Here is a 13,005-nt window from a genome sequence, read left to right as displayed (position 1 = left end):
GGCCCGGCTAACCTGGCTCGTCGTGCTCACCCTGGCGATCGACACCGCGACGCCGACCCTCGTGGTCGGGGTGGCCGACGGCGACCGGGTGGTGGCCGAGGCGGGGGTGGCCTCGGGCACCCGGCACGCCGAGCTGCTGACGCCGACCGTGTCCGAGGTGCTGGCCCGGGCCGGGGTCGCGCTGCGCGACGTGGGCCGGCTGGTTGTCGGCCTGGGCCCCGGTCCCTACACCGGGCTGCGGGTGGGCATCGTGACCGCCGCCGCCCTGGGCGACGTGGTCGGCGTGCCCGTGCACGGCGTCTGCTCCCTGGACGCGGTCGGCGAGGGCCCCCGGGTCGTGGTGACCGACGCCCGTCGCAAGGAGGTCTACTGGCGCGCCTACGGCGACGTCCCCCTCGGGGACCCCGCGGTGGACCGGCCCGAGGAGCTGGAGCTGCCCGACCTGCCGGTGGTGGGCGACGAGCGCTTCGCCGAGCGCCTGGGCCGCGCGGTGACCGCCACCGAGGTCTCCACCGCCGGGCTGCTGCGCGCGGTCCCCGCCGGCCCGCCCGCGCCGCTGACCCCGCTCTACCTGCGCCGGCCCGACGCCGTCCCCAACATCAACCGCAAGGCGGTGTCGCAGTGATCGAGCTGCGGCCGATGACCCGGGACGACCTGACCGCGGTGATGGTGCTGGAGGAGGAGCTCTTCGCTCCCGACACCTGGACCCGGTCGATGTACCTGGAGGAGCTGTCGATGACCGACACCCGCAGCTACACCGTGGCCGTGGACGGCGACGAGGTGGTCGGGTACGCCGGGCTGATCGCCTACCCCGACGAGGCGCACGTGGCCACGATCGGGGTCACCGGGAGCCGGCAGGGGGAGGGCATCGGCGGCCGCCTGCTGGACGCGCTGCTGGCCGAGGCCGACCGGCGCAGCCCCGTCGTCCTGCTCGAGGTGCGGGCCACCGACGAGGCCACCCAGGGCCTGTACGCCCGCCGCGGCTTCGTGCCGATCGGGGTGCGGCCGCACTACTACCCGCTCAGCGGGGAGGACGCACTGGTGATGAAGCGTGGCTGAGGCGGGGACCCAGGCGCTGGTGCTCGGCTTCGAGACCAGCTGCGACGAGACCGGGATCGGGCTGGTGCGGGGGCGGACCCTGCTCTCGGACGCCCTCGCCACCTCCATGGCCGAGCACGAGCGGTTCGGCGGCGTCGTCCCCGAGATCGCCTCCCGGGCGCACCTGGAGGCCATGGTGCCGACCGTGCACCGGGCGCTGGCCGACGCCGGGGTCGGGCTGGGCGACGTGGACGCGGTGGCGGTCACCAGCGGGCCCGGGCTGACCGGTGCGCTGCTGGTCGGGGTCGCCGCGGCCAAGGCGTACGCACTCGCCCTCGGCGTCCCGCTGTACGGGGTCAACCACCTGGCCGCGCACGTCGCCGTCGACGAGCTCGAGCACGGTCGGTTGGCCGAGCCCAGCATCGCGATGCTGGTCAGCGGTGGGCACAGCTCGATCCTGCTGGTGCCCGACCTGGCCCAGGACGTGCAGCCGCTGGGCCAGACCATCGACGACGCCGCCGGCGAGGCCTTCGACAAGGTCGCCCGGGTGCTGGACCTGCCCTTCCCGGGTGGTCCGCCGATCGACCGGGAGGCGCTGGCCGGCGACCCCCGCGCCATCGCCTTCCCGCGCGGCCTCACCGGCCCGCGGGACGCGCTCTACGACTTCTCGTTCTCCGGGCTGAAGACGGCGGTCGCCCGGTGGGTCGAGGCCCAGCAGCGGGCCGGGACGACGGTGTCGGTGCCGGACGTGGCGGCGAGCTTCCAGGAGGCGGTGGTCGACGTCCTGACCGCGAAGGCCGTGCGGGCCTGCCGCGACCACGGGGTGGACCACCTGGTCATCGGCGGGGGGGTGGCGGCCAACTCCCGGCTGCGCACCGTCGCCCAGGAGCGCTGCGACGCGGCGGGGATCGTGCTGCGGGTGCCCAGCCGCCGGTTGTGCACCGACAACGGCGCGATGGTGGCGGCCCTGGGCTCTCGCCTGGTCGAGGCCGGGGTGGCGCCGTCCGCACCGGACCTGGGCGCGGACAGCTCCCTGCCGATCACCACGGTCTCGGTCTAGATGAGTAAGTCCGATTGGATCAGTGGTCGTAGGCGATCAGTGATCTTGTGACTGGTTGGCCGGTGGCGCGGTTGTGCCAGATCGCGGCGGTCAGGGCCAGCAGTCGTTGAGCGATGCGTGCGGTGACACCGGTGAGGGTGCGACCGCCGTGGAGTTCCAGGTCCAGCTGGCCTTTGAGGGTGTCGAAGACCGATTCGACCAGTTGTCGGACCGGTTTGAGCAGGTGCTGGCCGGGGCGTGGTGGGCGGTTGCGGTAGGAGGGGCGCAGTAGGTCGGCGCCGCGGGCGTGCAGGTAGTCGTCCAGTTCGGCGGAGATGTAGCCCTTGTCGGCCAGCACCAGTAGCCCGGGCCGTTCGGTGATCAGGTCACCGTCGTAGTCCAGGACGCACATCAGCACCTGACGTTCATCGATCTTGGGATCGGCCAGCGCCCAGGTGACCGGGAGTCCGGCCGGGGTACACACCAGGTGCAGGCGTAGGCCCCAGAACCAGCGGGAGTGGCTGGCGCAGTAGCCGTAGCCGGCGACCCCGGCCAGCTCCGAGCGCCGCACGGTGGGCCGGGATCGGGCGCACTCCACCGGGGTGGAGTCCACCAGCCACACCGGGTCGGCCCACAGGTCGGTGTCGGTGGCCAGGACCCGGATCAGCCGCTTGAGCAGCGGCAACGCCCCACGCAGCCGCTTGTTGTAACCGGACTGCTCGGGCAGGTAGGGGAACGCACCGGGCAGTGCAGCCGGGACCTGCCGCAGCCAGCGGGCCTCGGAATGGACTCCCAGTAGCGCTTGGGCCACGGCCAAGGTGAGCAGCTCGGCGTCGGTCAGCCGCGGAGGGCGCCCCACACGTGAGCGAGGGCCCAGGTAGTCGTCGATGCGGACATAGAGTGAGGTCAGGAGGGTGTTGAGGTCGGTCGTCACAACCCGTACCCCAGCACCCTCCGCCCTGAAATCACACCCGTGTCATTCNGGAGGGCGCCCCACACGTGAGCGAGGGCCCAGGTAGTCGTCGATGCGGACATAGAGTGAGGTCAGGAGGGTGTTGAGGTCGGTCGTCACAACCCGTACCCCAGCACCCTCCGCCCTGAAATCACACCTGTGTCATTCGGACTTACTCATCTAGGGCTCGCAGAGCAGGACGGTGGGGACGTCGGCCACCCGGGTCACCACGACGACGGCCCGCCCCTCGCCCTTGCCGCGCAGCTGCTTGACCAGGGCCTCCGGCTCGACCGCCGAGCCGCGCTTCTTCACCACCACCCGGCCGATGCCGCGCTCGCGCAGCAGGGCCTTGAGCCGCTTGACCGAGAACGGCAGCACGTCGGTGACCCGGTAGGAGCTGACCCACGGGGAGTCCGCGGGGGCGTCGGAGGTCAGGTAGGCGATCTGCCCGTCGACCAGCGTGGCCCCCAGCCGCTCGGCCACCGTGGCGACCAGCCCCGACCGGATGACGGCGGGGTCGGGCTCGTGCAGCCACCCCCGCGGCGCGGCGACCGGTGCCCGGCCGGGGTCGGCGTCCACGGCGAGCTCGTGCACCTGCCCGGACCGGACGACGGTCGCCCGCCGCCAGGTGCTCGACAGGCCACGGCCCCACAGCAGCGCCTCGACGATCGAGCCGCCCACCGACACCCACTCGGCCTCGACGCCGGCGGGCACCCGGTCGTGGTCGAGGCCCGGGGCCACCTTCACCACCGAGCGGGGCACCCGGTCCAGCAGCTCGGTGACCGTGGACCAGGGCGGGGACCAGCCGTCGGGGTCCAGGATCCGGCGTCCCCCCGCCCGCCGGGCCGGGTCGAGGACGGCGGCCGTGCAGTCGGCCACCCGCCCGTCGCGGGCGGCGGCCACCAGCTCCACCACGTCGGCGTCGCGCACCTGGGCGGTCAGCCCGAGGGCGGCGACGTTGTGCGCGGTCAGCTCCCGGGCAACCGGGTCGCGGTCGACGGCGACCACCGACGCCCCGGCCCGGGCCAGCGCGATCGTCTCGGTGCCCGAGGCGCAGCCCAGGTCGACGGCGTCGGCGACCCCGCCGGCCAGCAGGCGGGCGGCCCGGCGGGCAGCCAGCTCGGGACGGCCGGCCTGCTCCAGGGTGTCCCCGGTGAACAGCAGCCGGTCGGTGTCCGCCCCGAAGGCCGGCCGGGCCTTCTCCCGCTGACGGGCCACGCCCCAGGCCGGCCCCCCGACCTCGGCGCCGAACTCCGCGCGCAGGCGGGACAGCGCGGTCACCACGTCGGTGCGGTCGGCCAGCAGCCGGCCGGCCCGGGCCAGCGCGGCCGTGCCCTCGGGCGTGGCCAGCGCGCGCAGCTGGCGGACGGTCTCGGCCGCGGTGACCGGTTGCTCGGCGCGTACCTGCGAGGGCATCGGCACAGCCTGGCCCACCCTCCTGGGCGTGCGGCGGCCGACCCGCTTGAGCAGCTGGCACTCGGGTGGGTAGAGTGCCAATCGACACGGGCCGGGCCTGACCCCCGCGACGGCAGACCCCGGCCCCCGTGCCACAGCGTCAGCACCATCCACTGCTCGTCGGACGAGAAGGGGGAGTCACCCTGTGACCACCGCCACCAAGGTCAGCATCAAGCCGCTCGAGGACCGCGTCGTCGTCCAGGCCAACGAGGCCGAGACCACCACGGCCTCCGGTCTGGTCATCCCGGACACGGCCAAGGAGAAGCCCCAGGAGGGCACCGTCATCGCCGTCGGCCCCGGCCGCATCGACGACAACGGCAACCGCGTCCCCCTGGACGTGAACGTGGGCGACGTCGTCGTCTACTCGAAGTACGGCGGCACCGAGGTGCGCTACGCCGGCGAGGACTACCTCGTGCTCTCGGCCCGCGACCTGCTGGCCGTCGTCGTCAAGTGAGCTGAGCTCACCCCGCGACACCTGATCCACCGAACCGCCCCGGGCGACCCGAGCACCACCGGGTCCCGGGGCGGTTCGCGTCCCACCCCCAGAACCCCCAGATCGAAGAGGTCCCCATGCCCAAGATCATCCGTTTCGACGAGGACGCCCGCCGCGGCCTCGAGCGCGGCGTCGACAAGCTGGCCGACGCCGTCCGCGTGACCCTCGGCCCCCGTGGCCGCAACGTGGTCATCGACAAGAAGTTCGGCGCCCCGACCATCACCAACGACGGCGTCACCATCGCCCGCGAGGTCGACCTCGAGGACCCGTTCGAGAACCTCGGCGCGCAGCTGGCCAAGAACGTCGCGACCAAGACCAACGACGTGGCCGGCGACGGCACCACCACCGCCACCGTGCTGGCCCAGGCACTGGTCCACGAGGGCCTGCGCAACGTCGCCGCCGGCGCCAACCCGACCGCGCTGGGCCGGGGCATCCACGCCGCCGTCGCCGCGGTGCAGGCCGCGCTGGACGAGGTCGCCATCCCCGTCGACGAGCGCCGCGCCATCGCCCACGTGGCCACCATCTCCGCCCAGGACTCCGTCATCGGTGACCTGATCGGCGAGGCCATGGAGAAGGTCGGCAAGGACGGCGTCATCACCGTCGAGGAGTCCAACACCCTGGACACCGAGCTGGTCGTGACCGAGGGCCTGGCCTTCGACAAGGGCTACCTGTCGCCGTACTTCGTCACCGACCAGGAGTCGATGGAGGCCGTCCTCGACGACGCCCTCGTCCTGCTGGTCGCCGGCAAGGTCTCGGCCCTGGCCGACCTGCTGCCGCTGCTGGAGAAGGTGCTCGGCACCGGCGCCCGGCCGCTGCTCATCGTCGCCGAGGACGTCGAGGGCGAGGCGCTGTCCACCCTCGTCGTCAACTCCATCCGCAAGACCATCAAGGTCGTCGCGGTGAAGTCGCCGTTCTTCGGCGACCGGCGCAAGGCGTTCATGCAGGACCTCGCGATCGTCACCGGTGGCCAGGTCGTGTCCGAGGACGTCGGCCTCAAGCTCTCCGAGGTCGGCCTCGAGGTGCTGGGCACCGCCCGCCGGCTCACCGTCACCAAGGACGACACCGTCCTGGTCGACGGCGGCGGCCAGCCCACCGCCGTGGCCGACCGGGTGGCCCAGATCCGCCGCGAGATCGAGTCCACCGACTCCGACTGGGACCGCGAGAAGCTGCAGGAGCGCCTCGCCAAGCTCGCCGGCGGCATCGGGGTCATCCGCGTCGGTGCGGCCACCGAGGTGGAGATGAAGGAGAAGAAGCACCGGATCGAGGACGCCATCGCCGCCACCCGCGCCGCGGTGGAGGAGGGCGTCGTCCCCGGTGGTGGCTCGGCACTCGTGCACGCCGCCGCGGCCGTCGACGCGCTCACCCTCACCGGTGACGAGCTGACCGGCGCCCGGTCGGTGCGCAAGGCGCTGGACTCCCCGCTCTCGCAGATCGCGTCCAACGCGGGCTTCGAGGGTGCGGTCGTCGTCGGCAAGGTCCGCGAGCTCGGCGTCGGGCAGGGCTTCAACGCCGCCACCGGCGAGTACGGCGACCTGGCCGCCGACGGGGTCATCGACCCGGTCAAGGTCACCAAGGCCGCCCTGGGCCACGCCGCCTCGATCGCGGCGATGATCCTGACGACGGACTCCGCGGTCGTCGAGGCACCCGAGGACACCCACGAGCACGCCGGCGGCGGCCACCACGGCCACAGCCACGGCGGGCACGGCCACTCCCACTGAGGAAGGACCCCGTCCCACCCCCGGACACGCTCCGCGCGCCCGGGGCCCTCGGGACGGGGCCGGCGGCTGGTCGCCCCGACGATGAGCGACCAGCCGCGCAACGCCGAGAGGGCCGGTCGACCATCCGTGGTCGACCGGCCCTCTCGGGGGTTCGGGGGGAGGCCCAGCGGCCTCTGGGGCGTCTCAGACGCCGACGCGCACCGGGGAGTTCTCCGCGGCGATGAGCCGGGTGCGCTCCTCCTCGCTCATGCCGCCCCACACGCCGTAGGGCTCGCGGACGCTGAGGGCGTGCTTGAGGCAGGCGTCGATGACGGGGCAGGTCCCGCAGACGGCCTTGGCGGCGGCCTGGCGACGGGCCCGGGCCGGGCCGCGCTCGCCGTCGGGGTGGAAGAAGAGGGAGGTGGACTCGCCACGGCAGGAGCCGTGCAGTTGCCAGTCCCACACCTCGGCGACGGGGGTGGGGAGACGGCGGATGTCGGCCATGCGTGGTCCTCCTGTGCTCGGGCTGACCGGGGTGCTGCCCGGCGCTCTTGGGCATCTGCCCGCCGGTGATCACGGCCAAACCCCGTCCGGTGATCCTTCTTCTGCGGGATCCACCGATGTGTGCTTCGGGTGGTCGGCGGCCCGGGCCTCACCCCCCGGGGTGACACCCGCTGGGCAGCACCCCCCTCGACGCTCAAGGTGGGTCCTCAGCCCGTCGACCACCGGTCGAGGGACACCGGACGCACCCGATCGGGTGCAGCCGGGTGAGGACAGGAGCAGACGTGGTCGAGGACAGGACGCGCAACGCGGTCAACGGCGGGGGCACGGCCACCATGGGCGGTGCCACCGTGTGGGTGTTCGACGAGCGCCGGCGGGTCCGGGACGACGTCGCCTCGCGCCTGGTCGCGCTGCCCTTCGTCGGTCGGGTCGAGGCCGTCGGCGACGCCGTCTCGCTGCAGGCCCGGCTGGCCACCCGCCAGCCCGACGTCCTGCTCGTCGGGACCCAGCGGGCCACCGACAACGGCCTCGCCGTCGCCACCCAGGTGCTGCGCAACCACCCCGGCCTGTCGGTGCTGGTGCTCGGCGCCCCCGACGACGCCGACAGCGTCCGCGCCGCCGTCGCCTTCGGTGCCCGCGGGTACCTGCGGTGGGACGCCTCCCCGGTCGAGATGGGGCTGGGCATCTCCCGCGCCGGCCTGCGGGTCGAGCCGGGTCGTCCGCCGCACACCGGTCCGCTGTCCACCGTCGGGGCCTCGTCGGCGCCGGCCTGGAGCGGCTCGAGCGCGCTGGCGTCGTCCTCGGCGCCCACCACGGTCCGCGCCGCCGTCCGCGTCGACGTCCCGGCGGTGTCGCTGTCGGTGCGCGAGATGCAGGTGCTGACCGGCATGAGCCAGGGCAAGTCCAACGCCCAGATCGGCCGCGAGCTCTACCTCTCCGAGGACACCATCAAGACCCACGCCCGCCGGCTGTTCCGCAAGCTCGGCGCGAAGGACCGCGCCGAGGCCGTCGCGACGGGCTTCCGCCGCGGGATGATGAGCTGAGTCAGTCCTCGCGGGCGTGGCGGCCGGGGGTGCGGCCCTCGGTGGGCTCCTCGGCGTCGGCGCGGGCGGCCACGCCGTCGGCGTACCCGCTGGCGTAGTCCCAGCTGACGTAGTCGTCGGGGTCCGGGTCGAAGGGTGGCTCGTGCCGCCCGGTCTGCCCCTCGTCCAGCAGCTGGCGCAGGTTGGCCTGCATCAGCGCCCAGTCGACGTGGTGCTCCTCGTCGCAGTCCGGGCAGTCCACGACGATGCCCTTGACCCCGGTGTGCTCCAGCAGGGTGCGGAAGACCTCCAGCTCGGCGAGGTCGTCGAGCACCCCCGCCCGCTCCTCCATGGTCAACGGAGGCGGCGGCGGGGCGTCCTCGCCGCCGTCGGCACCGAACGCGTCGTCCCACGAGGTCACCGGTCGAGGCTAACCGTCCCTGGGGTGTGACGGGGGCGGCAGCCTACGATCGTCGGGGTCCCCGTGCGCCGTCCGGCGCCCGCACCACCAGACGAGAGGTGGCGGCACCCGTGCAGCCCGACGCCAGCACCCCCGAGCTCCCGGCGAAGTTCGCGCCCCTGGGGTTGACCTACGACGACGTCCTGCTGGTGCCGGGCGCCTCCGACGTGGTCCCCGCCGAGGTCGACACGTCCTCGCTGCTCACCCGCGGCATCCGGTTGTCCATCCCGCTGGTCTCCAGCGCCATGGACACCGTCACCGAGGCCCGCATGGCCATCGCGATGGCCCGGGCCGGGGGCGTGGGCATCCTGCACCGCAACCTCGCCGCCGAGGAGCAGGCCGGCCAGGTCGACCTGGTCAAGCGCTCGGAGTCCGGGATGATCACCAACCCGGTCACCTGCTCGCCCGGCGACACCCTCGCCCACGTCGACGCGCTGTCCGGGCGCTACCGCATCTCCGGCGCGCCGGTCGTCGACGCCGACGGCGTCCTCGTCGGCATGGTCACCAACCGCGACATGCGGTTCGAGTCCGACCACACCAACCGCCTGGTCGGCGATGTCATGACCCCGCTGCCGCTGGTCACCGCCCCCGTGGGCGTCGACGGCGAGACCGCGCTGGCCCTGCTGCGCCAGCACAAGGTGGAGAAGCTGCCGCTGGTCGACGACGCCGGCCGGCTGCGCGGGCTGATCACCGTCAAGGACTTCATCAAGCGCGACCAGTACCCGAACTCCACCAAGGACGCCGACAACCGCCTGGTCGTGGGCGCCGCCCTCGGTGTCGGCGAGGACGCCTACAAGCGCGCCGGCCTGCTGGTCGACGCCGGGGTCGACGTCCTCGTCGTGGACACCGCGCACGGCCACCAGCGCGCCGTGCTGGAGATGGTCGCCCGGGTCAAGAAGGACTTCGGCGTGCAGGTGGTGGGCGGCAACGTCGCGACCCGCGCCGGGGCGCAGGCCCTGGTCGACGCGGGCGCCGACGGCGTCAAGGTCGGTGTCGGCCCGGGCTCGATCTGCACCACCCGGGTGGTCGCCGGCGTCGGCGTGCCCCAGGTGACCGCGGTCTACGAGGCCTCGCTGGCCTGCAAGCCCGCCGGCGTCCCGGTCATCGCCGACGGCGGGCTGCAGTACTCCGGCGACATCGCCAAGGCGCTGGTCGCCGGGGCCGACACCGTGATGCTGGGCAGCCTGTTCGCCGGCGTCGAGGAGGCCCCGGGCGACCTGGTCTTCATGAACGGCAAGCAGTACAAGTCCTACCGGGGGATGGGCAGCCTGGGGGCCATGCAGAAGCGCGGCAACCAGTCCTACAGCCGGGACCGCTACTTCGCCGACGACGTCCTCTCCGACGACAAGCTCGTCCCCGAGGGCATCGAGGGCCAGGTGCCCTACCGCGGCGCGCTGTCCGGGGTCGCCCACCAGCTGGTCGGCGGCCTGCGGGCCTCGATGGGCTACGCCGGCGCGGCCACCGTCGCCGACCTGCAGGAGAAGGGTCAGCTCACGCGGATCACCGCCGCGGGCCTGACCGAGAGCCACCCGCACGACATCCAGATGACCGTCGAAGCTCCCAACTACCGGGCCCGGTGACCCTCAGTGCCAGTGCGTGACAACGTCGAGATCGGGCTGAACCGCTTCGCCCGCCGCGGCTACGACCTCGACGAGGTCTCCATCGTCCCCAGCCGCCGCACCCGGGACGTCGACGACGTCTCGACCGCGTGGCAGATCGACGCCTTCCGGTTCGGCATCCCGTTGGTCGCCAGCCCGTCGGACGCCGTGATGAGCCCGGCCACCGCCGTCGCCGTCGGGCAGGCCGGCGGGCTCGGCGTGCTCAACGCCGAGGGCCTGTGGACCCGGTACGACGACCCGACCGACGTCTACCGGCAGCTGCTCGAGGCCGCGGGCTCCGGGACGTCGACCACCGCCCTGCTGCAGCAGCTCTACAGCGAGCCGGTCAAGCCCGACCTGGTCACCGCCCGGGTCAAGGAGCTGCGCGACTCCGGGGTCACCTCCGCGGTGCGGATCAGCCCGCAGCACACCGAGGCGCTGGCCCCGGCCGTGCTGTCGGCCGGGGTGGACCTGCTGGTCATCCAGGGCACGATCGTGTCCGCCGAGCACGTCACCACCCAGGGCGACTCGCTCAACCTCAAGGACTTCATCGCCGACCTCGACGTCCCGGTGATCGTGGGCGGGGCCGCGGACTACCAGACCACGCTGCACCTGATGCGCACCGGCGCGGCCGGCGTGATCGTGGGCATCGGTGCCGACAGCGCCTCCACCGGGGACGCCGTCATGGGCGTGCGGGTGCCGCTGGCCACCGCCATCGCCGACGCCGCCGCGGCCCGCCGGGACTACCTGGACGAGACCGGTGGCCGGTACGTGCACGTCATCGCCAACGGCCGGATCGAGACCTCCGGCGCCATCGCCCGGGCCCTGGCCTGCGGTGCGGACGCCGTCCAGCTCGGCGAGCCGCTGCGCTCGGCCACCGAGGCGCCGGCCGGCGGGGCCTGGTGGGACTCCGTCGCCGCGCACCCCCGCCTGCCGCGCGGCGAGGTGTCCGCCCCGGTGGGCCGGTCGGTGCCGCTGGAGCAGGTGCTCAACGGCCCGGCCCTGGAGTCCGACGGGCGCACCAACCTGTTCGGCGCGCTGGCCCGCACCATGGCCAAGACCGGCTACCGGGACCTCAAGGAGTTCCAGCGGGTCGACCTGGTCATCGAAGGGTGAGCATGGACTTCCCGACCGTCCTGGTCGTCGACTTCGGTGCGCAGTACGCCCAGCTCATCGCCCGCCGGATCCGCGAGGCCGGGGTGTACTCCGAGCTCGTCGGCTCCGACGTCCCGGTCGCCGAGGTGCTGGCCCGCAAGCCGGCGGCGATCGTGCTGTCCGGCGGGCCCTCGAGCGTCTACGCCGAGGGTGCCCCGCAGGTCGACCCGGCGCTGTTCGAGGCCGGGGTGCCCGCCTTCGGCATCTGCTACGGCTTCCAGGCCATGGCGCAGTCCCTCGGCGGCACCGTCGCGCACACCGGCGACCGCGAGTACGGCGGCACCCCGCTGACCGTGACCACGGCGAACCGGCTGTTCGGCGAGACCCCGCTGGAGCAGTCGGTCTGGATGAGCCACGGCGATGCGGTCTCGGCCGCACCCCCCGGGTTCACCGTCACCGCGACCTCCACCGGGGCCCCCGTGGCCGCCTTCGAGGACGTCGACCGGCGGCTGGCCGGCGTGCAGTTCCACCCCGAGGTCAAGCACACCGCGCACGGCCAGACCGTGCTCGAGCACTTCCTCTTCGACATCGCCGGCCTCGAGAAGTCCTGGACGATGGCCAACGTCGTCGAGGAGCAGGTGGAGGCCATCCGCGCCCAGATCGGCGGCAAGCGGGCGCTGTGCGCGCTGTCGGGCGGCGTGGACTCCGCGGTGGCCGCAGCGCTCGTGCAGCGGGCCATCGGCGACCAGCTGACCTGCGTCTACGTCGACCACGGCTTGATGCGCGAGGGCGAGACCGAGCAGATCGAGCGGGACTTCGTCGCCGTCACCGGGGCCGACCTGCGGGTCGTCGACGCCCGCGAGCAGTTCCTGACCGCGCTGGCCGGGGTCAGCGACCCGGAGCAGAAGCGCAAGATCATCGGCCGGGAGTTCATCCGGGTGTTCGAGCAAGCAGCCACCGACGTGGTCGCCGACGCCGCGGCCCACGGCGAGACGGTCGAGTTCCTCGTGCAGGGAACGCTCTACCCGGACGTCGTCGAGTCCGGCGGCGGCACCGGGACGGCGAACATCAAGAGCCACCACAACGTCGGCGGCCTCCCCGAGGACCTGACCTTCACCCTGGTCGAGCCGCTGCGCACGCTGTTCAAGGACGAGGTGCGCGAGGTCGGCCTGCAGCTCGGGCTGCCCGGCTCGCTGGTCTGGCGGCAGCCGTTCCCTGGTCCCGGCCTGGGCATCCGGATCGTCGGCGAGGTGACCGCGGAGCGGCTGGACATCCTGCGCAAGGCCGATGCCATCGCCCGGGCCGAGCTGTCCGCGGCCGGGCTGGACCGGGAGATCTGGCAGTGCCCCGTGGTGCTGCTGGCCGACGTCCGGTCGGTGGGCGTGCAGGGCGACGGCCGCACCTACGGCCACCCGGTGGTGCTGCGGCCGGTGTCCAGCGAGGACGCGATGACCGCGGACTGGACCCGGCTGCCCTACGACGTGCTGGCGAAGATCTCGACCCGGATCACCAACGAGGTGGCCGAGGTCAACCGGGTGGTGCTGGACGTGACCAGCAAGCCCCCGGGCACCATCGAGTGGGAGTAGAAGAAGGACCCCGTCCCACCCCCTGACGCGCTCCGCGCGCCCGGGGCCCCTGGGACGGGGCCGTTCCAT

General features: G+C 73.4%; 13 protein-coding genes. 9 read left to right on the top strand and 4 right to left on the bottom strand.

What is annotated here, in order from left to right; genetic code table 11:
* Positions 1-22 precede the first annotated feature (22 nt).
* From tsaB to tsaD, 3 genes are read left to right on the top strand one after another with little or no spacing between them, the layout of a single operon-like run.
* Positions 23-625 (top strand): tRNA (adenosine(37)-N6)-threonylcarbamoyltransferase complex dimerization subunit type 1 TsaB, encoded by a 603-nt coding sequence (gene tsaB / locus LFA75_RS06670; protein ID WP_225232894.1) that lies wholly within the window; start codon positions 23-25, stop codon positions 623-625.
* Positions 622-1,059, top strand: a complete 438-nt coding sequence (gene rimI / locus LFA75_RS06665) for a ribosomal protein S18-alanine N-acetyltransferase (RefSeq protein WP_225232893.1) — start codon at positions 622-624, stop codon at positions 1,057-1,059. Before tsaB ends, rimI begins: the two co-directional genes overlap by 4 nt.
* Positions 1,052-2,098 (top strand): tRNA (adenosine(37)-N6)-threonylcarbamoyltransferase complex transferase subunit TsaD, encoded by a 1,047-nt coding sequence (gene tsaD / locus LFA75_RS06660; RefSeq protein ID WP_225232892.1) that lies wholly within the window; start codon positions 1,052-1,054, stop codon positions 2,096-2,098. The genes rimI and tsaD overlap by 8 nt, the downstream gene beginning before the upstream one ends.
* Positions 2,099-2,117: 19 nt before the next feature.
* Here the strand turns inward: tsaD and LFA75_RS06655 are convergent, their stop codons facing one another.
* Together LFA75_RS06655 and LFA75_RS06650 are read right to left on the bottom strand one after the other, a co-directional pair.
* Positions 2,118-3,011, bottom strand: coding sequence for an IS982 family transposase (locus tag LFA75_RS06655; RefSeq protein ID WP_225232589.1), 894 nt, complete (start codon positions 3,009-3,011; stop codon positions 2,118-2,120).
* A gap of 198 nt (positions 3,012-3,209) precedes the next feature.
* A complete protein-coding gene (locus LFA75_RS06650) occupies positions 3,210-4,445 on the bottom strand; it encodes a class I SAM-dependent methyltransferase (RefSeq protein ID WP_225232891.1) in 1,236 nt (411 codons plus the stop codon).
* A gap of 184 nt (positions 4,446-4,629) precedes the next feature.
* Between LFA75_RS06650 and groES the strand changes: the two genes are divergently transcribed.
* Together groES and groL are read left to right on the top strand one after the other, a co-directional pair.
* Complete coding sequence (gene groES / locus LFA75_RS06645) at positions 4,630-4,938, top strand: co-chaperone GroES (protein ID WP_055764705.1); 309 nt, start codon at positions 4,630-4,632, stop codon at positions 4,936-4,938.
* A gap of 116 nt (positions 4,939-5,054) precedes the next feature.
* Positions 5,055-6,695, top strand: coding sequence for a chaperonin GroEL (gene groL, locus LFA75_RS06640; RefSeq protein ID WP_225232890.1), 1,641 nt, complete (start codon positions 5,055-5,057; stop codon positions 6,693-6,695).
* Positions 6,696-6,878: 183 nt separating this feature from the next.
* Here the strand turns inward: groL and LFA75_RS06635 are convergent, their stop codons facing one another.
* Positions 6,879-7,178 carry a WhiB family transcriptional regulator gene (locus LFA75_RS06635; RefSeq protein WP_091238697.1) on the bottom strand — a complete coding sequence of 100 codons (300 nt, stop codon included), beginning with the start codon at positions 7,176-7,178 and terminating at the stop codon, positions 6,879-6,881.
* A 281-nt stretch (positions 7,179-7,459) separates the two neighbouring features.
* Between LFA75_RS06635 and LFA75_RS06630 the strand changes: the two genes are divergently transcribed.
* Positions 7,460-8,218, top strand: coding sequence for a response regulator transcription factor (locus tag LFA75_RS06630; RefSeq protein WP_225232889.1), 759 nt, complete (start codon positions 7,460-7,462; stop codon positions 8,216-8,218).
* 1 nt (position 8,219) lies between these two features.
* On the opposite strand, the gene LFA75_RS06625 is transcribed toward LFA75_RS06630, so the two are convergent.
* Entirely contained in the window at positions 8,220-8,618 is a 399-nt protein-coding gene (locus LFA75_RS06625; RefSeq protein ID WP_225232888.1) for a DUF5319 family protein, read from the bottom strand.
* A gap of 110 nt (positions 8,619-8,728) precedes the next feature.
* On the opposite strand from LFA75_RS06625, the gene guaB reads away from it, so the two are divergent.
* The 3 genes from guaB to guaA are packed head-to-tail and all read left to right on the top strand — an operon-like array spanning position 8,729 to position 12,936.
* Positions 8,729-10,237: an IMP dehydrogenase gene (gene guaB, locus LFA75_RS06620; protein ID WP_225232887.1), complete on the top strand. Its 1,509-nt coding sequence runs from the start codon at positions 8,729-8,731 to the stop codon at positions 10,235-10,237.
* Positions 10,238-10,249: 12 nt separating this feature from the next.
* Positions 10,250-11,371 (top strand): GuaB3 family IMP dehydrogenase-related protein, encoded by a 1,122-nt coding sequence (locus LFA75_RS06615; protein ID WP_225232886.1) that lies wholly within the window; start codon positions 10,250-10,252, stop codon positions 11,369-11,371.
* 2 nt (positions 11,372-11,373) lie between these two features.
* Positions 11,374-12,936: a glutamine-hydrolyzing GMP synthase gene (gene guaA, locus LFA75_RS06610; protein WP_225232885.1), complete on the top strand. Its 1,563-nt coding sequence runs from the start codon at positions 11,374-11,376 to the stop codon at positions 12,934-12,936.
* Positions 12,937-13,005 lie beyond the last annotated feature (69 nt).

Source organism: Klenkia terrae, assembly GCF_900491935.1.
Classification (GTDB): Bacteria; Actinomycetota; Actinomycetes; order Mycobacteriales; family Geodermatophilaceae; genus Klenkia; species Klenkia terrae.
Note: the sequence above shows the minus strand (reverse complement) of the source record. Positions and strands in the feature narration are given on the sequence as shown.